Source organism: Cupriavidus sp. 05N38 (assembly GCF_056397345.1).
In genome coordinates this window covers 455,481-477,823 of the sequence record NZ_JBFTNF010000002.1, presented here as the reverse complement: position 1 = coordinate 477,823, position 22,343 = coordinate 455,481, and the positions used below count along the sequence as shown (strand labels likewise).

Here is a 22,343-nt window from a genome sequence, read left to right as displayed (position 1 = left end):
GGCCGGCGCGCAGCGCGCCGCCAGGCCGGACACCAGCCGCAGCTCGGTTGCGGCGCAGGCGCCCGGCGCCGCAGCGCCGGCCGCCGCCGCACCGCGCAGCGGCAGCCGCACGGTGCAGATCACGCTCAAGCAGCTCGGCGCCGATGCGCCCTTCCAGCTGCGCGGCGTGGACGCGATCAACGGCGTGCCTTTCTCGATCCGCGCCGACGAGGTGGTCACCGCGGCGCGGCTCAAGCTGCGCTACACGTATTCGCCGGCGCTGATCCCGGCGCTGTCGCACATCAACGTGATGGTCAACGGCGAAGTGGCCGCGACCGTCCCGGTGCCCAAGGAAACCGCGGGCACCAGCCTGGAGCGCGACCTGGCCATCGAGCCGCGCCTGATCACCGAGTTCAACCGCCTCAACCTGCAGCTGATCGGCCACTACACCACCGACTGCGAAGACCCCTTCCACTCCAGCCTGTGGGCCACCGTGGGCAACAGCAGCGTCCTCGAGCTCACGCTGACGCCGGTGGCGCTGGCCAACGACCTGGCCCTGCTGCCGCTGCCGTTCTTCGACCGCCGCGACGTGGGCCGGCTCAAGCTGCCGTTCGTGTTCGCGGGGGCACCGTCGGCCGCCACGCTGGAGGCCGCGGGCACGGTGTCGTCGTGGTTCGGCGCGCTGGCCGGCTATCGCGGCGCGTCGTTCGCCGCCACGCTCAACCAGGTGCCGGCCAGCGGCAACGCCGTGGTGTTCGTCACCAGCGAGGAAAAGCCCGCCGGCGTGCCCGTGCCCGCCATCAACGGCCCGTCGATCGCCGTGGTGCCCAATCCCGGCGATGCCAATGCCAAGCTGCTGCTGGTGATGGGCCGCGACAGCGCCGAGCTCAAGACCGCCGCGCGCGCGCTCACGCTGGGCGCGCGCGCGTTGTCCGGCCAGAGCGCCACCATCAACAAGCTCGACGACGTGGCGCCGCGCGTGCCGTACGATGCGCCCAACTGGATTCGCAGCGACCGTCCGGTGCGCTTCGGCGAACTGGCCGAAGTACGCGACCTCAATGTCTCGGGCTACAACCCGGATCTCGTGCGGGTGAACTTCCGCCTGCCGCCGGACCTGTTCGGCTGGCGCAGCAAGGGCATCCCGATCGATCTCAAGTACCGCTACACGCCGCGCCCCGTGGTGGATAAATCCACCCTCAACATCAACGTCAACCGGCAGTTCCTGCGCGCCTATGCGCTGCGCGCGGTCAAGAACCAGGACGGCCGTGCCGGCCAGTTGCTGGCCAAGGTCCTGCCGGACGGCTCGGTGCCCGTGAGCGAGCGCATCGAGCTGCCGCTGTTCATGCTGCCGGCGCAGTCGCAGCTGCAGTTCCACTTCTACTACGACTACCTCAAGCAGGGCGCCTGCAAGGACGTGATGCTGGACAACGTCAAGGGCGCCATCGATCCTGACTCGACCATCGACGTCACCGGCCTGTCGCACTTCATCGCGCTGCCGGACCTCGCCGTGTTCGGCAACAGCGGCTTCCCGTTCACGCGCCTGGCCGATCTCTCGGAAACCGCGGTGATCCTGCCGGACAAGCCCGGTGCCGAAGACTACACGGCCTACCTGACGCTGATGGGCCGCATGGGCGAATCCACCGGCTACCCCGCCACCGGGGTGGCCGTGGCCGCCGCGGCGCAGGTGGACAAGCAGGCCGCGCGCGACCTGCTGGTGATCGGCACCACGCAGAACCAGCCCTTGTTCACCCAATGGGCCGAGCGCATGCCGGTCTCGCTGGCGGGCAACGAGAAGCGCTTTGCGCTGACCGACGTCGTCTCCACGGTGATGGGGTGGTGGAACGGCGCCGACGGCACGCGCAACCGCCCGCTCGAGACGCGCCTGTCCATCAGCAGCGCCAGCACCGACGGCGCGCTGAGCGCGTTCGAGTCGCCGCTGGCGAGCGGGCGCAGCGTGGTGGCGCTGGCCAGCAATGCGCCGCAGGGCCTGCAGGCCCTGACCGAAGTGCTGCTCGATCCGGACCAGGTCACCCATGTGCAGGGCAGCCTGGCGCTGGTACGCGGCAAGGAAGTCGATAGCCTGGCCGCCCAGCAGAACTACTACGTGGGCAAGCTGCCGCCGTGGACCTATGTGCAGTGGTGGCTGTCGCAGCGGCCGCTGGCCATGGTGCTGATGATCGGCGGCGCCGCGCTGCTGCTGGCGGCCCTGCTGTTCCTGTCGCTGCGCGCGCGTGCCAGCCGGCGCAAGCGGGGAGACCAGGCGTGAAGGTGAATCGCCCGCGCCGGCGCTGGCTGGCGGCCCTGCCGGGACTCGGTGCCTGCGGCGCGCTGGCGGCGCTGGGCGGCTGGCCCGTGCTGGCCGCCGCCGCCGTGCCCGCCGCTTGTCCTTGGCCGCTGTACCAGCAATTCCTGGCGCGCTTCGTGCAAGGCGATGGCCGCGTGCTCGACCCGTCCACGCGCGAGCAGCACAGCACTTCCGAAGGCCAGTCCTACGGGATGGTGTTCGCGCTGGTCGCCAACGACCGCGCCACCTTCGACCGCCTCTGGCAATGGAGCATCGCCAACCTCGGCGCGGGCAACCTGCAGGACAAGCTGCCCGCGTGGCAGTGGGGCCGCCGCGCCGACGGCTCGTGGGGCGTGATCGACGCCAATCCCGCGGCGGATGCGGACCTGTGGTTCGCCTTCGCGCTGCTGGAGGCCGCGCGCCTGTGGCGCCAGCCGCGCTACGCCGAGCAGGCGCGCGCGCTGCTCAAGCTCGTGGCAAAGCAGGAAGTGGTGTCGCTGCCCGGCTTCGGCGCCATGCTGCTGCCGGGCCCGCAGGGCTTCGCCGAAGGCAAGGACGACGGGCCGCGCCAGTGGCGCCTGAACGCCAGCTACCTGCCGGTGCCGCTGCTGCGCCGGCTGGCGGGCGCCGACCCGTCCGGCCCGTGGGGCACGCTGGCGGCGCAGACCGGCAAGCTGGTCGAAGGGGTGGCCAGGCAGGGCATCGTGCCGGACTGGTCGGCGTACCGCGCGGACCCGTCCGGCTACGGCTTGCTCACCGATCCGCTCAAGGGGGATGTGAGCAGCTATGACGCCATCCGTGTCTACCTGTGGGCAGGCATGACGCCGCGTGGCGATGCCGCCGGCCGCGTGCTGATGAAGGCGCTGGCGCCGCAGGCGCAGCGCATGGTGGGCCGCGCCGCGCCGCCCGAGCGCATGCACGCCGACAGCGGCGCGCTCGAGGGCGATGGCCCCCTGGGTTTTTCCGCCGCGCTGGTGCCCTTCCTGCAGGCGGCCGGATCGCCGGCCGCGGCGGCGCAGCGCACGCGCGCGGAAACCATGCTCGACGCGGGGAAACCCGCCGCGACGTATTACGACACCGTACTAGGACTATTCGGCCTCGGCTTTGCCGAAGGCCGCTACCGGTTCGCGCCCTCGGGCCAACTGGAGCTGGAGTGGGAGAAGACATGCAGAACCGCAAGCGCCCGGCCGTGAACGGACGCGCGACCCTTTCTACGCTGGGGCAAGGCGCGAAGAACCTGCGCGCGAAGACGCTCGTGCTGAGCTTGCTGGCCGCGTTCGCCGCCGCCGCGGCCGCGCAGGAGGATCCGGTCAAGCTGCTGGTGGACCAGGGCAGGTACTGGCAGGAACGCGGGCGCAGCGATCGCGCCGCCGAAGCCTGGCAGAAGATCCTGCGGCTCAACCCGAACCAGCCTGAAGCGCTCTATGGCATGGGCGTGGCCGAGGCCGAAGCCGGCCGCGCCGACAGCGCGCGCACATACCTGGAGCGCCTCAAGAAGGCCCTGGAGTACTACCAGACGCTGGGCGGCACCGCGCAGGGTTGGGAGGAGGCGCGCAAGGGCCTCGAACAACTGGCGCGCGCCAACCCGTCCGACAACCGCGCCCAGCTCGCGCTGGCGCAGCACCTGACCTACCGCGAAGCGACCCGCCGCGACGGCATCCGGCAGCTCGAAGCGCTCTCGAAAGGCACTGACGTGGCCGGCCCCGCCGCCGAAAGCTGGCGGCGCGCGCTGACCTGGCTGGGCGGCCGGCCCGCCGATGTATCGCTGTACCAGGCCTGGCTGGCCGGCCATCCTGACGACGCCACCATCCGCGCCAAGCTCGATGCGGTCAAGGCACCGCAGCAACAGCAGCAGGAGGCCACGCGCGTGGCTGGCGCCGGCGCGAGCCCGGTACGCCAGATCGTGCAGCAGGGCTTCGACGCCATGGATGCCGGCGATCTGGAGCGTGCCGGCGAACGCTTCCAGACCGCGCTGGCGCAGCGCCCCGAAGACGCCGATGCGCTCGGCGGCATGGGCGTGCTGCGCCTCAAGCAGGAGAAGTTCGCCGAGGCGGTGGATTACTTCGACCAGGCCGCCAGGCGCGGCGCGGGCGGGCGCTACCGCAGCGCGCAGAACAGCGCCACCTACTGGCTGCTGTCCGAGCAGGCTACCGCTGCGCGCAACGGCGGCAACCGCGCCGAGGCGCGCCGCCTGCTCGAGCGCGCCATCAAGCTCGATGCGCGCGAGCCGTCCGCGCAGGTGGCCCTGGCCGACCTGATGGCCGAGGAAGGCCAGTACGCGCAGGCCGAAGCCGCCTACCGGCGCGTGCTCAAGCAGCAGCCCGACAATCCCGACGCCACGCGCGGGCTGGTCGGCGTGCTGTCCGCGCAGAACAAGAGCGCGGAGGCGCTCGCCATCGTGCAGAACCTCACGCCGGCCCAGCAGGAAAAAGTGGGTTCGCTCGGCAAGCTGCGCGCCGACGAGGCGCGCGGCCAGGCCCGCGCTGCCCTGCAGCGCGGCGATACCGCGGGCGCGCGCCGCGCGCTCGAAGACGCGATGGCGGCCGACCCCACCAATCCGTGGGTGCGGCTCGACGTGGCGCGCACCTATGCCGCGATGGGGCTCAAGGAACAGGCCCGCAGCATCATGGACGGCCTGCTGCTGTCCAACCCGAACATGCCCGACGCGCTCTACGCCAGCGCGTTGCTGTCGGCCGAGACCGGCGAATGGCAGAGCGGGCTCGATGCGCTCGAGCGCATCCCGCCGCAGAACCGCACGCGCGACATGGGCACCCTGCAGCGCCGCCTGTGGGTGCACGCCGAGGCCGAGCGCGCCAGCGGCCTGGCCGCGGCCGGCCAGCAGCCCGCGGCGCTGGCCGTGCTGCAGGAGGCCGAGCGCTACGCCCAGCAGGATGCCGACCAGCTCGGCGCACTGGCCCTGGCCTACGCCGATGCCGGCGACGAGGCGCGCGCGCTGTCGCTGATGCGCAACGTGATGAGCCGCACTCCGCGCCCGGATATCGGCATGCAGCTGCAGTACGCCGCCATCCTGCTCAAGACCAGGCAGGACGTGGAGCTGGCCGGCGTGCTGCGCCAGCTTGCCGCGGCCAACCTGAGCGCGTCGCAGCGGCGCGACTACGACGACCTGCGCGTGGCTTATATCGTGCGCCAGGCAGACGCGCTCACCGAGAGCGGCGACCTGGTGGCGGCGTACGACATGCTGGCCCCGGCGCTGTCCGAGCGCCCCGGCAACAGCGCCGTGCGTGCCAGCCTGGCGCGCATGTACGCGCAGGCCGGCGAGAACAAGAAGGCACTCTCGCTGTACGAGAGCGTGCTGGAAAAGGACCCGCGCAACCTCGACCTGATGCTGGCCGCGATCGGCACCGCCACCGCGGCCAAGGAGTACAGCTGGGCCGAGGGCACGCTGCAGATGGCCCTGGCCCAGGCGCCCAGGTCGCCCAAGGTGCTGACTGCCGCCGGGCGGCTCTACCGCGCCGAGGGCAAGACCGCGCGCGCGGCGGAATACTTCCGCGCCGCGGTGGCGGCCGAGACCGCGGCGGGCGCGCCGCCGGCGGGGCGCCCGGGCGGCGCGGGCTTCGACCGCGTGCCGTCCAATCCCTTCGTCGGGCTGCCGGGCCAGCGCTCCAGCTCGCAATTGCCGCTGCCCGGCTCGCAGGCGCCGTATCTCGCCGTGCCGGGTCCGGTGGCCGCGGCCCAGCCTCAGTCCCAGGCGGTCATGGCGGCGCCGGTGATGATGAATACCGGCGGCCAGGCCTATGGCCAGCCCTACATCCCGGCACCGGTGGGTGCCGCCGCGCCGGCGATGGCGCCGGCCATCCAGCCACCGCAGGCTTACTATCCCGCGCAACAGGCGCCCGCGCCGGCGCGCGCCCCTGCCGCCAGCGCCAGTACGCGCGGCAAGGCTGCGCGGGGCAGCACGACCGCCGCCAGCGGCGCGGCGCAGGGCTACGGTGCCTATCCGGCTTATCCGGCGGCACAGGGCGCGCAGCAGGCGGCCCAGTATCCGGCTCAGTATGCGGCCCAATACCCTGCCCAATATCAGGCGCAAACCGCGGCGCAGGGTGCCGGCCAGTATCAAGGCCAGTATCCGGTGCCGCAGGCCGCGGCGGCTGCCGGCGGCTACGCGTCCGCACCTGCGCCAGTGGCCGCCAGTGCGCCCGCACCTGCCCGCCAGCCATTCGGCGCGCAGTCGCGCGCGCCGTGGCTGGCCGAGGCCGACTCGCAGGCCAATCCGACCGGGCCGAAGACTGCGCTGCAGGAGCTCAACGAGATCGAATCGCAGCGCTCCAGCACGCTCGCCGGCGGCCCCATGCTGCGGGGGCGCAACGGCGATTCCGGCATGAGCCAGCTCACCGAGATGCAGGTCGTGGCCGAAGCCAAGGTCGCGGCCGGCAACGGCAAGCTGGTGGCGCGCGTGACGCCGGTCGCGCTGGACAGCGGCTCGGTCGGCAGCGACTTCAACAATGCTTCGCGCTTCGGCGGCGGCCCGCTGGCCTACGGGGTGAACGGCACGCCCGTCAACCTGGCCGGCACCCCGCTGCAATCCGCCTCGGCCGGGCCGCAGAACGCCTTCGGCGTGGCGCTCGGCGTGGCGTATGAGTCCGAGCGCATCACCGCCGATATCGGCAGCACGCCGCTGGGATTTCGCTACGCCGATGTCAACACCGGTGCCAGGCTGAACCTGCCGCTGAGCCAGCGCACCACGCTGTCGCTCGGCGCATCGCGCCGCCCGGTGACGGACAGCCTGCTGTCCTACGCGGGCGTGCGCGACGAGCGCGTAGGCTTGCAGTGGGGCGGGGTGATGAACAGCAGCGCGCGCGCCGACCTGGGCTGGGACGATGGCTACTTCGGCATCTACGGCTACGGTGGCTACGGCCTGCTGACCGGCCACGACGTCAAGCGCAACACGCGCTGGGAAGGCGGCGGCGGCTTCTACCTGCGCGTGATCGATAGCCCGGACCAGCGCCTGATGAGCGGGGTCAACTTCACGTCGATGGGCTATGCCGACAACCTGCGCTATTTCACCTTCGGGCAGGGCGGCTATTTCAGCCCGCAGACTTACTTCGCCGTGACGGTGCCGCTGTCACTGACGGGGCGCACCGGCCGGCTGGCCTACAATGTGCGCGGCGCGCTGGGCATGCAGGCCTTCCGCGAAGACGATTCCAATTACTTCCCGACCGATGCGGCAGCCCAGTCGGCGGCCAACGCGGCGGTGGCCACGGCCAACAGCAAGGGCCTGACCAACTCGACCAACGCTGTCTATTCCGGCCAGTCCAAGACCGGCCTGGCCTACAATCTGGTGGGCTCGGTCGAGTACCAGGCGGCGCAACAGCTGTATGTCGGCGGCCTGCTCGGCATCGACAACGCGCGTGACTACCGCCAGTGGTATGCCGGCGTCTACGTGCGCTATGCGCTGCAGCGCCAGACCGGGCTGATCGCGTTCCCGCCGGCGGCGCCGCATTCCGCGGTGGGCCCGCTGCCGTTCTGAGCGCGGTGGGCGGGATGGGCGGGACCGGCCATCAACTTAATCAGAGATAGCGCAGCAAATCGGCTGTAGAAAGGAAGGGCATCATGGGTGAAGCAAAACGCCGGGGCAGCCAGGCAGAACGCGCGGAGCAGGCCCGCGCAAAACTGGAGGGCATGCGGCCCGCGCAACTGGTGTGCGGCGCGTGCAAGACCGCCTTCAGCACCTTCGACGCCATCGATGCGCCCAACCTGCGCGGCATCGACGCCGTGTTCGGCGGGCAGTGTCCCAACTGCGGCAACGATGTGCTGGTGTTCAAGGGCGAGCCAAACGCCGTCGCGGATGCCATGGTGGCCTGGGAGAAGATGATGGGTGCCGACACCAGGCTCGGCTACCAGTCGCGCGACGGCAAGCACGTGCCGTTCGAGGGCAAGTAGGCAGGCGGTCCCGCGCCGTGCCGGCTCAGGACGCGGCGCCGCCGTCGTGTTCCAGCAGTTCGGGCGGGCCCATCTCGAAGCGGCCGCGGCCCGCGGCCTTGGCGCGGTAAAGCAGGGTGTCGGCCTGGCGCATCAGTTCCTGGTCGGGCATCTCGGCGCCCTGGTAGAGCGCCACGCCAATGCTCACGTCCACATCGGCAAACACGCCGTCGATGAAAAAGCGCCGGCTGACCGAATGCACGATGGCCTGGGCGATGCGCCGCGCATTGGCCGCGCCGCCGATATCCTCCAGCACCACGGCGAACTCGTCGCCGCCCAGCCGGGCCACCGCGTCGCGCTCGCGCACGCAGCGCTGCAGGCGCCGCCCGAAGGCCTGCAGCAGCAGGTCACCGGTGATATGGCCGTGGAAGTCGTTGACGGCCTTGAAGCGGTCCATGTCCAGGTAGAGCAGCGCAATCAGCCGGCCGTCCTCGCGGCTGCGCGCCATGGCCGCCTGCAGCAGCGATTCGAACGCGCTGCGGTTGAGCAGCTGGGTCAGGTGGTCCAGGCGCGAGATGCGCGACAGCCGCATGGTTTCCAGCTTGCGCTGGGTCACGTCCTGCACATGCACGTGCACGCCGATGACCTTGCTGCCGTCGGCATTCCATTCCGGGCGCAGGTTGGTCTCCATGCAGCGGTATTCGGGATCGCTGTCCTCGACCTCGAAGGTCACCGCGGTGCCCGCCAGGGCCTTCTGCAGGAACGGCCGCGAGCGCGCGTAGCGGGCCTCGCCGATCAGCTCGCGCACGGTCATGCCGCGCAGCTCGCTGACGGGGATGCCGAAGGTCCGCTCGTAGGCCAGGTTGTTGAAGACGTAGCGCTCCTCGGTATCGACGAAGCCCAGCAGCGCGGGCAGGGTGTCGGTGACCGCGCGCAGCTGGCGCTCGCTGAGGTCGAGCTGTTCGCGCCGCTGGCGCACGTCGCGCATGAGTTGCGCGAAGGCGCGCGCCAGGTCGCCGATCTCGTCGTGCTGCTGGGCCGGCAGCCGCTCGTAGGCGGCGAGGTCGTGCGCGCTCTCGCGCACCACCTGGTGCAGGCGCGTGAGCGGGGCCAGCAGATGGCGCAGGGTCAGCCAGATCATCAGCGCCACCACCGCCAGCGCCAGCAGCGCCAGCCCCAGGAAGCGCCCCTGCATGGCATGCAGCGGGGCGAAGGCCTCGCGCGCGGGCAGCACCGCCACCAGCTCCCAGCCGGTGCTTTCCAGCAGGTAGCGCGAGATCAGCGGCCGCTCGGGCGCGAGGAATTCGGCCCGTCCGCTGCGGTCGTCCACGCCGCAGGTGTCGCCCAGCGCGCGCGCCGGCTGCATCGCCCTGGAAGAATCCGGGTGACGGACATAGACCGGCGTGCGCCCGGCCGAGACCAGGCAGTAAAACCCTGTGGTGCCGAGCCGGTTGTGCGTGATCTCGACCAGGAAGTTGGCGCTGGACAGATCCAGCCAGCCGCCCAGCAGGCCCTGGAATTCGCCCTGCGGGGAGATGACCGGCACCGCCACCAGCACGCCGGTCGCGCCATTGGTGCGGGCGCGGATCGGTGGCGTGATCACAGGCTCCAGCGTGCGCGCGGCCTGGCGGAAGTAGTCCCGGTCGGCAATGCTCACCGGCACGCCCTCCTGGGTCAGCATATTGCCCTGGGCGTCGGCGACCATGAAGGCATTGAAGGTGGCCGGGACCGGGATGCGGCTCTCGAGCAAGCGGCGCAGTTCGGGCCGGGGAAGCGTCAGCTTGCCGACCAGCTGCGGTGCCAGGTGGGACAGCAGCGTGATGCGGTCTTCCATGGCGGTGTCGAGCTGGTTGGCGGCGAGCTTGACGATGGAGTCCTGCTGGTCCTGCAGCGCGGCGCGCAGGTCGTCGTGCGCGTAATAGAGCGAAGCCAGCACGATGCCGGTACCGAGCACGGCGGCGAGCGCCGTGCTGATCAGCGCGAGGCGCGCCTTCAGGGAAAGCGAAACGAATGGCATGCTGGCCGGCAAAGTCGGGAAATGGCGCGTGCCTGCTGGCCGGCCTGCCCGCATGGCTACCGGGACGTCCGGCTTCGGCGGGGTTGCGGGCCCGGCAACCCTACCACAAGCGCCAGCCATGCGCGAGCCCGGCATACCCGTTCCGGGGCCGCGGCATGTGCGTGTGGCATCGCACGTTGCGCCGGTGCGCCAGGGCTGGGCGAGCCATGGCCGCCAAGGTATAGTGCCTCGTGGCCCGGCGGCGGCAGGGCGAAGCCTTGAGGGTTGATTGAGGGCTGACAATCGCGCCAACTCCATACATGAAACTGCCCTCACTCTCGCCTGTCCTGCTATCCCTGCTGGTTGCCGCTGCCGGCGCGCTGGTCACGGGCCGCGCGTGGTACGGCATGCGCGCGCTCGAGCGGGAAGTGGCGCGCGACGACTTCGACGGGTACTACACGCCGGTCTTCAGCGCCTTGCAGCGCCGGCTGCAGGAGAACGAGCAGCTGCTGCGCGGCGCCACGGGGCTGTTCGCCGCGGATCCCGCCATCACACGGGCGCAGTGGCGCAACTACCTGTACACCACGCAGGTCGACGACCTGCCGCCCGGTACCCACTCGATCGGCTATGCACGCCTGACCGCGGCGCGCGACCTGGAGCGACTGGGCGAGACCATGCGCCGCGAAGGCGTGCCCGTGTTCGAGGTCTACCCGCGCGGCGCGCGCGACGAATATGCGCCCATCGTCTTTGTCGAGCCGCTTTCGGGTCGCCTCACGCGCGGACTCGGCTTTGACATCCTGAGCGATCCCGCGCGCCGCGCCGCGGCCGAAGCCGCCCGCGACAGCGGCGAGGCGCGCCTCACCGCCGGCCTGCAAACGGTGCGCGAGAGCGAGGCACAGGCGCCGCAGCGCGCCGCAGCGATCTATATGCCGGTGTATGGCAACGGCCTGCCGCTCAATACGACGGCGCAGCGCCGCCAGGCGGTGACCGGCTACGTGTATGCCGCGCTGCGGCTGGACGATCTGCTGCGCGGCGTCAGCCTGCCCGCGGCCGGATCGCTTTCGCTGATGCTTTTCGACGGGCGCGATGCCGCGCCTGCCACGTTCCTGGCCGGCGATGCCGAACCGGCGGCGGGCGACCTGCGCCCGCCGGCACCGATGATCGAGGCCGAACGCGAATTGACGTTCGGCGGGCGCGTGTGGATCCTGCGCGGCGCCACCATGCCCGCCTTCGAGGCCGCGCACCGGCCGCGCCGCGCGCTGCTGGTGCTGGCAGGCGGCTTGCTGGCCTCGCTACTGCTGGCCTGGCTGGTGCTGGCGCTGGCTCGCCAGCAACGCCGCGCGTGGCAGCTGGCGGTGCGGGCGCGCCAGGCGCGCCAGGCCGACGGCGCACTGCAGCGCGCCGGCCTGGCCGGCGCCACCGACGCCTTTTTCGTGTGCGACGACCAGGGCAGCGTGCAGACTGCCAGCGCCGCTGCCACGGCCATGTTCGGCAAGGCGCGCGACCAGTTCGCGGGCGTTGCCATCGCCACCCTGCTGCCGGAGGCCGTCACGCTGGCCGGGGGCGCGCTCGCAGGCCGCATCGATACCCCCGCGCGCAAGGCCGACGGCACGGTGTTTCCGGTGCGCGTGACAGCCACGCCGGTGCCTGCCGCAGGGGCCGGCCGCGTATTGTGGATCGTGACCGACCTGAGCGCGGTGCGCCGCGCCGAACTGGCGGCTGCCGAACAGGCCGAGCGCAGCGCGCGCGTGCTCGACCATACCGCGCTGTGCGTGATCACCTTCGACCGCGACGGGCTCGTGACCGGCCTCAACCGCGCCGGCCAGCGCATGCTGTGGTACCAGGCCAGCGAAGTGGCCGGGCGCATGCGCTATCTCGATTTTCTCGACGCAGGGGAAGTCACGGCACGCGCGGCCACGCTCAGCAGCGAACTGGGCGAGCCGGTCGCCGCCGGCCTGCCTGCCGTGATCGGCAAGGCGCGCCTGGGGCTCGCCGACGAGCAGGAATGGACCTATGTGCGCAAGGGCGGCTCGCGCCTGCCGGTGCAACTGACGCTCACGGCGCTGCCCGGCACGCCGGCGCACGATGCGGGGCAGGGCACGGTGCAGGCAGCCGCGGCGATCGATGGCGGCGGCTACCTCGCCATCGCGCACGATCTCACCGAGCGCAAGCGCGCCGACGAGTACATCCGCCACCTGGCGCACCACGACGCGCTCACCGGCCTGCCCAACCGCGCCCAGTTGCATGCGCGCACGGAACTCGTGCTGCAGCGCGCGCTGCGCAAGGGCGAACGCATCGCGCTGCTGCTGCTGGACCTGGACCAGTTCAAGCGCATCAACGAGTCGCTGGGCCACCATATCGGTGACGAAGTGCTGCGCATCGTGGCCGACCGCCTGAAGGCCGCCGTGCGCCACGCCGACCTGGTCGCGCGCATGGGCGGCGACGAGTTCGTGGTGGTGCTCGATGCCGTAGCCCAGGACAGCGAGGCCGAACTGGTTGCCGCCAAGATCCTGGCGCGCCTGTCGGAAGAACTGCAGCTGGGCAGCCAGCGCCTGCGCGTGACGCCGTCGATCGGCATGGTGCTGTGCCCGGACGACGGCGACAACCTGGCCGACCTGCTCAAGAATGCCGACGCCGCCATGTACGCGGCCAAGCGCCGGGGTGGCGCGCAGCTCAGCCGCTTCTCCAGCGAGATGGCGGAGGCCTCGATGGCGCGATTCACCATCGAAGGCCTGCTGCGGCGCGCGCTGGCCACGCAGGCGTTCAGGCTGCGTTACCAGCCCATCGTCGACGCCGCGACGCTGCGCATTGCCGGCGTGGAAGCGCTGATCCACTGGGCGACGCCCGAGCGCGGCGTGATCCCGCCGGCCGAGTTCATCCCCATCGCCGAGCAGAGCGGGCTGATCATGCCGCTGGGCGAGTGGATCCTGGCTACCGCCTGCCGCGAGATCCAGCAACTGCGCAGCCAGCTGGGGCTGGAGCTGGAGGTGGCGGTCAATATCTCGCCGTTGCAGCTGCGCCAGGCCGGCTTCCCCGCCATGGTCACGCAGTGCCTGGAGGCGGCCGGGCTGCCCGCGCGCGCACTGACCATCGAGGTCACCGAGGGCATCCTGATCGAAGGCGGCAGCAAGACCATCGATACCTTCGAGCGCGTGCGCGCGCTTGGCGTGGGCTTGTCGATCGACGATTTCGGCACCGGCTATTCGGGCCTGAGCTACCTGACGCGGCTGCCGATCGACAAGCTCAAGATCGACAAGTCCTTCGTCGACGACGTGGCGCACGACGAACATCACCAGGCCGTGGCCGCCGCCATCATCACGCTTGGCCACCAGCTTCATCTGCAGGTGGTGGCCGAAGGGGTGGAGTCGCAGGCGCAGTTCGCCTTCCTGCGCGAGCATGGCTGCGACGCCGTGCAGGGCTACCTGTTCTGCCAGGCCGTGCCGCTCAGCGGGCTGATGGAGATCTGCGCGGCCGGGGGCGGGGCGGCCATGCCGGCGCGCGCGCAGCGGGTGGCGTCCAACCAGTAAGCCCGGGGGCCGCCCGCGCGGGCCGGTCCAAAATCCGCCGATACCTGCATCGGCATTCTTTGCCCGACTGCCATCTGCATGGCACGCACCGTCCCTAAGCTGCCAGTTGTCATCATGGCACCAAGGGGTGTTCATTCATGCAGGCAGGTGGGTCCGGGCCGGGCCGCGCGTTCCTCGCGGTCGAACAGGTAGGCAAGCGGTTCGGCGTTGTCAGTTTGGCATAGCGAATAACCGCTCCTCGATAATCGCGCAGGCTCAGGTGGAAGCGGAATTACTAGCGGACCGCCTGACTGATGACCGCTGCAGCGAATCGATGACCGCGGTAGAGCGAATTCGTCGTCTTCATCCCCACGTCCAATGACAACGCTTCGGCAACGTGACGGTGCCTCGCCGAGTGGGGCAAGCGCTACGAAGGCAAGGCCGAGAAGAAGTGAGGCAGCAGGGGATGCCTGCAGCCGGCGCGAGCCGCAGGCCGGTCACGCATGGAAGACCACGGCCCGGGAACGGCGGTGCGATCTGCGCTGCCTTGTCCGGGTCTTTGTCATGTCGGGGAGCCGATCTTGGCCACGCAGAAACGGGTACGCAGCGGGTGCACAGCGGGTGCGCGGCGGCCCGTGGATCCCTGCTGGCGCCAGGCAGGAGGCGCCACCATCTCGCCAGCCTCAGCCGTTGGCGACTTCCGAGGGGTCCGGGCGCGCGTGCAGGCGGCGGTACAGTTCGTCCACATGGGCGCGGCTGCTGCGCAGTTCTTCGCGCCCGCGTTCAGTGATCAGGTAGACACGTCCGATGCCGTCGCGCAGGACGCTTTCGATGTACCCTTCCATCTGCAGCGCGCGCAGCAGCGGCCGCACGGAACCAATATCCACCTGGAAGCCGTACTCCATCAGCATTTCGGCGAGCATGGCCACGGTGGCCGGTACTTCGACGGCAAACTGGAGGACGTAGATGCGGGCGAGCAAGCCAAGGAACTGTCGTTTCATGTCGCTGCAAACGCGGGATCTCCCATTGCGGTTGACGTTGATTTATAGTTGTGGATCACGCGCCGCAAAAAAAAGAAGCCGCCACGTATGTGGCGGCTTGTCGGGAATGCGTCGGAGGGGTCAATTAACTCTGGCGCAGACCAGATTTTAAAATAACTTAATACGGCTTGTCACGTCCCATTTGAGTCACCCCTCTTTTGTGGGGCGGCTGCCGGGCAGTCCGCGGCGAAGTGACACGGATGAGGCGAAAACGCATCTTTTACGGGCATTTCCGCGCAGGCAGATGTCCGAAAGCAGCTTGCATCCCACCCCGGCCGCGCGTCTAATCCGGCCATCTCCCGTCAGCCCCGAAGCCATGAGACCCGCCGACCTGTTTCGCCTGCTAAGCCTGGCCGCCATCTGGGGCGCCAGTTTCCTGTTCCTGCGCATCGGCGCACCGGTGCTCGGCCCCTTCACGGCTGCCTTCCTGCGCGTGCTGGTCGGCGGGCTGACACTGGTGGCCTATCTTGCCCTGATGCGCGTGCGCTGGGATATGCGCGGCAAGTGGCGCGCGGCGATGGCACTGGGCGTGATCAACTCGGGCATTCCGTTTGTCATGTACGCGTTTGCGGCGTTGTGGCTGCCGGCCGGCTATTCCGCCGTGTTCAATGCGATGACGCCGCTGATGGGCGTCCTGATCGGCGCGCTGTGCTTCGGCGAGCGCCTGACGCTGGCCAAGGCAGGCGGGGTGGTGCTTGGCGTGGCGGGGGTGGGGGTGCTGACCCGTACCGGCCCCGTGGCCTTCACGCCACAGGTGCTGCTGGGCGCGGGCGCCTGCCTGGTGGCCACGGCCTGCTATGGGCTGGCCGGCTTCCTGGCGCGGCGCTGGATCACGGCGCAGGGCGGGCTCGACAGCCGCCTGGTGGCCACCGGCAGCATGGTGGGCGCCACGCTGTTCCTGCTGCCGTTCTGCGGTGTCGCGCTGTGGCGCGAGAATACGCTTCCGGCCGCCGGGGCGGGGGTGTGGCTGGCGATGCTGGGCGTAGGGATGCTGTGCACTGCCATCGCCTACATCCTCTATTACCGCCTGATCGCGGACCTGGGCCCGGTGCGCTCGCTGACCGTGACCTTCCTGATCCCGCCGTTCGGCATCGTGTGGGGCGCGCTGTTCCTGGGCGAGAAATTGTCGTGGGCGCACGCCGTCGGCGGCGCGCTGATCGGCCTGGCGGTCTGGCTGGTGCTGAGGCCGGCCTCGGCTGCGCCCGTGGCGGCGGCCGTACCAGGGTCCGGACGACCCTGAGCGGCGCGATGCCGATTCAGCGGAACCGGTAGGTCACCGCGGTCATGGCGGTCCATTGCTGGCGCCGCTGGGTGACCGGGCTGCTGGCCGCATCCCCCTCCAGCCGCGCGAAGGTGAGCAAGCCCAGCGCCGACCAGTTGCGCGAGATCTCATAGCTGACGATGCCGTTGGCGTGCCATTCCCTCAGCCCGGCTCCCACCGCATGCGTCGGCAGGCCCGACCGCGCGCTCTGGTCCGCCGTCACGCCGAAGAAGGTCTGCATGTACTTGCTATTGGTCCAGGTCACGCCCGGGCCCAGCGTGAAGAGCCACTTGCCGGCTGGCAGGCTGAACAGCACGTCGCCGTTGGCGATCAAGCCCTGCCCCTGGCCGGCGATGTCCTGCGCCACGTCCGCCGAGAAAGTGATGAACGAGACCTGTGCCTGCGCGAATGCCCGCGCCCGCATGGTCATGTTGACGTCGCCCAGGCCATTGAGGCGGTGATCGTCCTTGCTGCGCCGCCAGGTCGGGTCGAACTGGAAGTCGGCGCCGATCTGCCAGATATCGTTGTTGAGCGCATACACGCCGAGCAGGTCGAAGCCGCGCGAGAAGAAGCGGCCGCCGTAGTCGATGTCCTGGTAGATGATCGGGTAGACCAGCGAGGTGCGCGCGCCGGGGAAATCCGGTGCTACGTAGACGCCGGGGCCGGCCGAGATCTTCCACTTGCTGGCGGGCGGCGTCGCGGTTGCCGTGCCTGCCGCGCCTGCCGGGTCGCTGTCTGCTGCCCAGCCGGCCGAGGCGCTGATGGTGATGGCGAGTGCCAGTAGCGCGCGGCGGGGCGCAGAGGTGGTGGGCATGGACAATCCGGCTTGAACTTGATGTGGGCCGCGTCGTGCGCGCGGCAGCAGGGGGGGATTCTAGCCGGATGTGAGAGCGAGGGGCAGGGGTGGGGGGCGACGGAGGACGCGCCCGCCAGCCGCCGGCCTAGGATGCCGGGGCCAGTGCGCCGCCGCCGTTCAGTCCCTCGACATTGAAGCGTTCGCGCACCCGCACCACCACCCGCCGGGCCAGCGGCAGGCTCCGCACGGCGTCTTCCTCGCTGCGGTCGGGGAAATCCACCTCCGCACTCCAGTTGCAGCCGGTATGGTCAGGCCGGTGGATGCACACCGCGCGCAGCTGGCAATCCTGGCAGCCGGGTTGCTCGCGCAGCCAATGGCTCAGCAAGCGCTTGAGTTCAGGCAGGGGTTTGATCTGGCGATCCATGGCGGACTCCGGTAGCTGCCCGGCGGCCGCATGGGTCGGAGGCCGGGCGGGGCCGAGGTTCCGGGGCAGGGGAAGGGAACCGCGGGCCGTGTCAGTTGATGGACTTGTCGGCCCGGCATTTCGGGCACAGGCCGTACAGCACCAGCATGTGTTCGCGCAGTACGAACGCATTGGCGGTGGCCACCTCGCGCTGGCGGGCTTCGATGGCTTCGTCGCGGAATTCCTCCACGTGACCGCAGGCCACGCAGATCAGGTGATCGTGGTGGCCGCCTTCGTTGAGCTCGAAGACCGCGTGATCGGACTCGAAGCTGTGGCGCAGCAGGATATTGGCTTGCACCAGCTGGTTGAGCACGCGATAGATGGTGGACAAGCCGGCGTCGACGTCCTGTGCCAGCAGGATGCGATAGACATCCTCGGCGCTGCGGTGGCGGCGTTCGCTGGCGCGGAAGACTTCCAGCACGCGAACACGCGGCGAGGTCGCCTTGAGGCCGGCGCGCTTCAGGTCAATGGGTTCGGTACTGTCGGGAGGCATCAACATGCTGCGGCTTTGCGCCCGGGCGGGGACGCATCAATCGGAAATGACGTGCTCCGGCCGGCCGCGCCGCCGCGCGCTGCGCGCCAACGTACGCCATCCAGACCGCAGGAATGCAGCGGGCGGCATCCTGCAAGGAAGGCCGCCCGCTGGCTGCAAGACGTGTTGCCACGGCTTGCGGAATAAAAAGATGGCTTGGCTTGTCAGCCGAAGAGCTGATCGGGAAAGCGGGGTCTGGTTGCTTTCCCGATCTTCCGGTGACTGGCTACTGCCAAACGCTCCGCGGTACGGAGCGGTCCCCACAAAAGACGGTGATGGATGCCGCGCCATGCGCGACATCGAAAATCCTGTTTGCCGCGGGCTTGCCGCCGGCCTTCCTGTATTGCGCTACTTTGCTCTGCTACTTGCTCTGCTACTTTGTTCCGTTGTCCTCGCCGGGCTGGTCTTGCTTGCCTCGCGTCAGACAGTGATGCCATAGTAAATGGGAATTAATCTCATTACAAGGGGAATTTGCAGCTTTTTTCGAGGGGGTCGAGGGGCGTTCGCGGGATGGGCGGATGATGACGGGCGGACGGGTGTCACGACCTGGCGCCCGTATGCCGATGGAGTCGGATCGGGGCTAGCGGCGGCGAGTCGCCGGCCGGGCGTCGCGCCCGGCCGGCTTTCCGCGAGGCAGGAGGAGGGCGATCCTGGCAGAGATGCTGGCGAGCATGGCAAGCGCGCCAATGGTTTCCATGAGTGCGGCAATCATCGAAGTCTCCCGGTTTCCCTGAAACTCGCGCAAGTGCAACATGCACGGCGAGGCGGTTCGGGCCTGCCACGGCCACCTGGATCGGCGGACCACGGGTCTACCAGGGCCGTACAGGCATATAGGCACGGACGAAGAACGCCAGGGTGATGCAGGCCGTCAGCGTCAGGGTCACGGCGCGCACCACGTTTGCAGGCGTGCGGCGGCCGATCTGCGCGCCCGCGTAGCCGCCGACGGTTGCCGCCAGCAGCATCACGATCGTGTTCGGCCAATGCACCGCGCGCGCGGCCATGAAGATGAAGACCGCCATGGTGTTGGCGGCGGTGACGAGCAGGGTGCGCGGGGCATTCAGGCTCTTGAGGTCGCGGCTGTCGAGCAGGCCCCACACGGCCATCATCATGATGCCTACCGCGCCGCCGAAGTAGCCGCCGTAGACCCCCAGCCCGAACTGGACGGCGAGAACGGCCGCAGGCCGGATGTGGTAGCGGCTCCGCAGCCATTCCCCGGCCCGGCGCCCGAACGACAGCGCCAGGCTGGCCACCAGCAGCAGCCAGGGCAGCACGACGTCGAAGGTCTTTGCCGGCGTCCACAAGAGCAGTACCGCACCGACCACGCCCCCGATGACCGTCGACAGCAGCAATGGCCGCAGCGACACGGCACCGACCGGCCCGAGGTCGCTGCGGTAGGCCCACGCACTCGCGATTCCGCCCGGAAACAAGGCAACCGTGCTCGAAGCATTCGCTTGAACCGATGGCACGCCGGTGGCAATCATGGCTGGCAGGCTGACGAACGAGCCGCCCCCGGCGAGTGCGTTCATGGCGCCTGCAGTCAAGCCGGCCAGGGAGAGCAGCAGAGTATCGTTCATGCCAGCCATGGTAGGTGCGCGAGCTGGCATGGGCAATCTGGCAATTCCAGTGCTAGTCTTCGGAGAAACCGAAAGCAGCTAAGCGAGGACCGACCCCATGCGCTTCGATCTCACCGATATGCGCCTGTTCCTGAGCGTGGTCGAACAGGGCAGCCTCACGGCGGGCGCGCAGGCCGTGAACCTGGCGCTGGCTTCCGCAAGCGAACGCGTGTCCGGCATGGAGGCCGCACTGGGCGCGCCCCTGCTGGAGCGCACCCGGCGCGGCGTGCATACGACCGCGGCCGGCGACGCGCTGGTGCGGCACGCGCGTCTGATCCTGGGGCAGGTGGAACAGATGCGCGGCGAGTTGCGGACCTACGCCACCGGCCTCAAGGGCCGCATCAGGCTGCTTTCGAACACGGCGGCACTGGCCGCGTTCCTGCCGCGCGAGCTGCGCCGCTTCCTGGTGGCTCACCCGGACCTGTCGGTCGACCTTGACGAGCAGCCGAGCGCCGAGATCGTCCGCGCCATTGCGGAGGGGCGCGCCGAGCTGGGCATCGTCGCCGACATTGCCGACCTGGCGGCGCTGCAGACCCGCTTGCTGGCAAGCGACCAGCTTGTCGTGGTGGCGGGCAGCGCGCACCGCATCAGCGGCCAGCCGCGGGTGGCCTTCGCGGACATCATCGGCGAACCCTTTGTCGGCCTGGCGGATGCCGCGCTGGAAAGCCACCTGGGCGAACGCGCGACCCGTCTCGGGCGCCAGATCGGATACCGGGTCCGGCTCAGAAGCGTGGCCAGTGTCGGGGAGATGGTGGAGGCGGGCGTCGGCATCGCCATCCTGTCCGAAGCCTTCGCGGCGGAACTGCGCCGGCCCGGGCTGGCGCTGGTTGCGTTGTCGGAGCCGTGGACGTCGAGGCAGTTGCACCTGTGCGCGCGCGATTTCTCCGCACTGACACCGCATGCGAACCTGCTCGCCCAGCAGCTCATGGCGAGCGGTGCCCGAGCGCCGGGCGAATCGGCCTAGGGCAGGCTGGGCGGGAAGAAAATCGTGCGCCGGGCAGCGGGAAAGTCCCCGGCGCACGAAAAGTGCGTATCACGCACAACACATGGCGCCGGCTTTCCGGCGCCCCCTTCTACTGACCCCTCATTGCTCTTTCATTGCACTGTCACTGCGCGGGCTGCGCTCAGGCGCCCGCCAGCCGGAACGTGCCGACCGCCTTGTGCAGGGCGTCGGCCTGGTCTTCCAGCGAGGCCGCGGCCGCGGCGGCCTGTTCCACCAGCGCGGCGTTCTGCTGCGCCATCTGGTCCATCTGCGTGACGGCCTGGTTGACCTGCTCGATGCCGCCGGTCTGCTCTTCGGTGGCGGCGCGCATCTCGCCCATCAGGTCGGTCACGCGCTTGACGGCCTGCACGATCTCGTCCATGGCCTGGCCCGCGGTTTCCACCAGCGCCGCGCCGTCGTCCACGCGCTGCGCGGAGTTGCCGATCAGGCTCTTGATCTCCTTGGCCGCGGTGGCGCTGCGCTGAGCCAGGCTGCGCACCTCGCCGGCCACCACCGCGAAGCCGCGGCCCTGGTCGCCGGCACGCGCCGCTTCCACGGCGGCATTGAGCGCCAGGATGTTGGTCTGGAAGGCAATGCCTTCGATCACACCGATAATGTCCACCACCTTGCCCGAGGCCGCCTTGATCTCACCCATGGTGTTGACCACCTTGCCGACGATCTCGCCGCCGCGCACCGCGATCTCCGAGGCGCCTTCGGCCAGCCGGCTGGCCTGGCGCGCGTTGTCGGCGCTCTGGCGTACCGTGCCGGTGAGCTGCTCCATGCTGGCCGCGGTCTGCTCCAGCGAAGCCGCCTGTTCCTCGCTGCGGCGCGACAGGTCCGAGTTGCCGGCGGCGATCTCGCGCGCGGCGTTGGCGATCGAATCGGCCGAGCCGCGGATGCTGCCGATGGCGCCGGTCAGCCGGTTCTGCATCTGCTGCATGGCGAACAGCACGCTGTGGCGGTCGTTCTGCGCGAGGCGCACCTCGCTGGCCAGGTCGCCTTCGGCAATCCGCGCGGCAATCTGCGAAGTCAGCGCCGGCTCACCGCCCAGCTGTTTGTGCAGGCCGCCGGCGATGCGCATCACCACCACCGTCATCAGCGTGCCGATACCCAGCAGCAAGGCCAGTGACTTCAGCAGGGACTGGCGGAAGGCGGCGTCGATATCGTCCAGGTAGACCCCGGCGATGAAGTTCCAGTCCCAGGGCTTGAAGTTGGCCACGTAGCTCAGCTTGGGCTGCGGCGCCTCGGAGCCCGGCTTGGCCCACAGGTAATGCACGAATCCGTGGCCCGCGCCCTTGCCGATCTCGGCGATCTCGCGGAACAGGAAGGTCCCGTTGGGATCCTTCATGTCACTCATGTCCTTGCCGTTCATCTCCGCCTTGAACGGGTGCATCACCACCACGGCGTCGGAACGCATCAGGGTGAAATAGCCGTCTTCGCCGAAGCGCATGGCGCGCACGCGGTCCAGCGCCTGCTGCCGGGCTTCGTCCATCGGCAGCTTGCCGCTGCGGCCCAGCGCCTCATATTCCTTCACCATCGATAGCGCGGTATCGGTCACATGCGCCAGGTCCAGCTTGCGCTCGTCCAGGCGCAGTTCGCGCATCTGCCAGGCATCCCACAGCGTCAGGCCCAGCAGGCAGACCCAGCTCAGCAGCAACGGCAACAGTAATTTCTTCCTCAGGCTCAGGCGCTCCAGCATTCTCTCCCCCTTCTTTTAGGTATCGCGATTCATTTCATTGCTGACGCGATAACGGCCGCGACAAAGCCAAACTTGACGGTAGCGGAGTAGGGAGTTTCCTCAAGTGCAGCAAGGGTTGCAGCCGTAGACAGCGTAAGTGTGTACTACTGCACAAACGGATTCGCGGGGCTGGCGCGGCCCGCCAGGCCATGTAATTCCGCGTAATCTTCGCCCCCCGGGCGAGGCATTGCGGTTTCAAATGAGAACCATTATCCTTTCGCCTTATTTGCCTGAAGCGTCACCTCGCGGGGCGCCGTAGCATCAGCGCGCATC

At 69.6% G+C, this 22,343-nt stretch carries 15 protein-coding genes; 7 read left to right on the top strand and 8 right to left on the bottom strand.

What is annotated here, in order from left to right; genetic code table 11:
* The 4 genes from bcsB to AC1DK4_RS03080 all read left to right on the top strand — a co-directional run.
* Positions 1-2,245: cellulose biosynthesis cyclic di-GMP-binding regulatory protein BcsB (gene bcsB, locus AC1DK4_RS03095; protein WP_477131382.1), on the top strand; the 2,245-nt coding region annotated here is incomplete at its 5' end.
* Positions 2,242-3,456, top strand: coding sequence for a cellulose synthase complex periplasmic endoglucanase BcsZ (bcsZ, locus tag AC1DK4_RS03090; protein ID WP_441611829.1), 1,215 nt, complete (start codon positions 2,242-2,244; stop codon positions 3,454-3,456). The genes bcsB and bcsZ, both read left to right, overlap by 4 nt.
* On the top strand, positions 3,429-7,751 hold the full coding sequence (locus tag AC1DK4_RS03085; protein WP_477131381.1) for a cellulose synthase subunit BcsC-related outer membrane protein: 4,323 nt from the start codon (positions 3,429-3,431) through the stop codon (positions 7,749-7,751). The genes bcsZ and AC1DK4_RS03085 overlap by 28 nt, the downstream gene beginning before the upstream one ends.
* Positions 7,752-7,834: 83 nt before the next feature.
* Complete coding sequence (locus tag AC1DK4_RS03080) at positions 7,835-8,164, top strand: hypothetical protein (RefSeq protein WP_441611831.1); 330 nt, start codon at positions 7,835-7,837, stop codon at positions 8,162-8,164.
* Positions 8,165-8,189: 25 nt separating this feature from the next.
* Here the strand turns inward: AC1DK4_RS03080 and AC1DK4_RS03075 are convergent, their stop codons facing one another.
* Positions 8,190-10,160, bottom strand: a complete 1,971-nt coding sequence (locus AC1DK4_RS03075) for a sensor domain-containing diguanylate cyclase (RefSeq protein WP_441611832.1) — start codon at positions 10,158-10,160, stop codon at positions 8,190-8,192.
* A 299-nt stretch (positions 10,161-10,459) separates the two neighbouring features.
* Here AC1DK4_RS03075 and AC1DK4_RS03070 point away from each other — a divergent pair, with 299 nt between their 5' ends.
* Positions 10,460-13,666: a bifunctional diguanylate cyclase/phosphodiesterase gene (locus AC1DK4_RS03070; RefSeq protein ID WP_441611833.1), complete on the top strand. Its 3,207-nt coding sequence runs from the start codon at positions 10,460-10,462 to the stop codon at positions 13,664-13,666.
* A 662-nt stretch (positions 13,667-14,328) separates the two neighbouring features.
* Here AC1DK4_RS03070 and AC1DK4_RS03065 read toward each other — a convergent pair.
* Positions 14,329-14,646 carry a PadR family transcriptional regulator gene (locus AC1DK4_RS03065; protein ID WP_441611834.1) on the bottom strand — a complete coding sequence of 106 codons (318 nt, stop codon included), beginning with the start codon at positions 14,644-14,646 and terminating at the stop codon, positions 14,329-14,331.
* 355 nt (positions 14,647-15,001) lie between these two features.
* On the opposite strand from AC1DK4_RS03065, the gene AC1DK4_RS03060 reads away from it, so the two are divergent.
* A complete protein-coding gene (locus AC1DK4_RS03060) occupies positions 15,002-15,925 on the top strand; it encodes a DMT family transporter (protein ID WP_441611835.1) in 924 nt (307 codons plus the stop codon).
* Positions 15,926-15,941: 16 nt separating this feature from the next.
* On the opposite strand, the gene AC1DK4_RS03055 is transcribed toward AC1DK4_RS03060, so the two are convergent.
* The 5 genes from AC1DK4_RS03055 to AC1DK4_RS03035 form a co-directional block, all read right to left on the bottom strand.
* Positions 15,942-16,760, bottom strand: a complete 819-nt coding sequence (locus AC1DK4_RS03055) for a MipA/OmpV family protein (RefSeq protein WP_441611836.1) — start codon at positions 16,758-16,760, stop codon at positions 15,942-15,944.
* A gap of 127 nt (positions 16,761-16,887) precedes the next feature.
* Positions 16,888-17,166, bottom strand: a complete 279-nt coding sequence (locus AC1DK4_RS03050; RefSeq protein WP_441611837.1) for a hypothetical protein — start codon at positions 17,164-17,166, stop codon at positions 16,888-16,890.
* A gap of 91 nt (positions 17,167-17,257) precedes the next feature.
* On the bottom strand, positions 17,258-17,704 hold the full coding sequence (fur, locus tag AC1DK4_RS03045; RefSeq protein WP_441611838.1) for a ferric iron uptake transcriptional regulator: 447 nt from the start codon (positions 17,702-17,704) through the stop codon (positions 17,258-17,260).
* 613 nt (positions 17,705-18,317) lie between these two features.
* The gene (locus AC1DK4_RS03040; RefSeq protein WP_441611839.1) at positions 18,318-18,449 is read right to left on the bottom strand and encodes a hypothetical protein; all 132 of its coding nucleotides are present in this window, start codon (positions 18,447-18,449) and stop codon (positions 18,318-18,320) included.
* A 97-nt stretch (positions 18,450-18,546) separates the two neighbouring features.
* The gene (locus AC1DK4_RS03035; RefSeq protein ID WP_441611840.1) at positions 18,547-19,311 is read right to left on the bottom strand and encodes a sulfite exporter TauE/SafE family protein; all 765 of its coding nucleotides are present in this window, start codon (positions 19,309-19,311) and stop codon (positions 18,547-18,549) included.
* A 97-nt stretch (positions 19,312-19,408) separates the two neighbouring features.
* Here AC1DK4_RS03035 and AC1DK4_RS03030 point away from each other — a divergent pair, with 97 nt between their 5' ends.
* On the top strand, positions 19,409-20,314 hold the full coding sequence (locus AC1DK4_RS03030) for a LysR substrate-binding domain-containing protein (RefSeq protein WP_441611841.1): 906 nt from the start codon (positions 19,409-19,411) through the stop codon (positions 20,312-20,314).
* A gap of 160 nt (positions 20,315-20,474) precedes the next feature.
* Here the strand turns inward: AC1DK4_RS03030 and AC1DK4_RS03025 are convergent, their stop codons facing one another.
* On the bottom strand, positions 20,475-22,031 hold the full coding sequence (locus tag AC1DK4_RS03025; RefSeq protein ID WP_441611842.1) for a methyl-accepting chemotaxis protein: 1,557 nt from the start codon (positions 22,029-22,031) through the stop codon (positions 20,475-20,477).
* Between the last annotated feature and the right edge of the window lie 312 nt (positions 22,032-22,343).

What these genes read in the sequence shown, in the direction of transcription:
- AC1DK4_RS03080 (WP_441611831.1), top strand. Translation starts at nt 7,835, where the DNA reads ATGGGTGAAGCAAAACGCCGGGGCAGCCAGGCAGAACGCGCGGAGCAG.
- AC1DK4_RS03055 (WP_441611836.1), bottom strand. Translation starts at nt 16,760, where the DNA reads ATGCCCACCACCTCTGCGCCCCGCCGCGCGCTACTGGCACTCGCCATC.
- AC1DK4_RS03025 (WP_441611842.1), bottom strand. Translation starts at nt 22,031, where the DNA reads ATGCTGGAGCGCCTGAGCCTGAGGAAGAAATTACTGTTGCCGTTGCTG.
- AC1DK4_RS03065 (WP_441611834.1), bottom strand. Translation starts at nt 14,646, where the DNA reads ATGAAACGACAGTTCCTTGGCTTGCTCGCCCGCATCTACGTCCTCCAG.
- AC1DK4_RS03035 (WP_441611840.1), bottom strand. Translation starts at nt 19,311, where the DNA reads ATGAACGATACTCTGCTGCTCTCCCTGGCCGGCTTGACTGCAGGCGCC.
- AC1DK4_RS03075 (WP_441611832.1), bottom strand. Translation starts at nt 10,160, where the DNA reads ATGCCATTCGTTTCGCTTTCCCTGAAGGCGCGCCTCGCGCTGATCAGC.
- AC1DK4_RS03030 (WP_441611841.1), top strand. Translation starts at nt 19,409, where the DNA reads ATGCGCTTCGATCTCACCGATATGCGCCTGTTCCTGAGCGTGGTCGAA.
- AC1DK4_RS03070 (WP_441611833.1), top strand. Translation starts at nt 10,460, where the DNA reads ATGAAACTGCCCTCACTCTCGCCTGTCCTGCTATCCCTGCTGGTTGCC.
- AC1DK4_RS03060 (WP_441611835.1), top strand. Translation starts at nt 15,002, where the DNA reads ATGAGACCCGCCGACCTGTTTCGCCTGCTAAGCCTGGCCGCCATCTGG.
- AC1DK4_RS03085 (WP_477131381.1), top strand. Translation starts at nt 3,429, where the DNA reads ATGCAGAACCGCAAGCGCCCGGCCGTGAACGGACGCGCGACCCTTTCT.
- AC1DK4_RS03050 (WP_441611837.1), bottom strand. Translation starts at nt 17,166, where the DNA reads ATGGATCGCCAGATCAAACCCCTGCCTGAACTCAAGCGCTTGCTGAGC.
- AC1DK4_RS03040 (WP_441611839.1), bottom strand. Translation starts at nt 18,449, where the DNA reads ATGATTGCCGCACTCATGGAAACCATTGGCGCGCTTGCCATGCTCGCC.
- fur (WP_441611838.1), bottom strand. Translation starts at nt 17,704, where the DNA reads ATGTTGATGCCTCCCGACAGTACCGAACCCATTGACCTGAAGCGCGCC.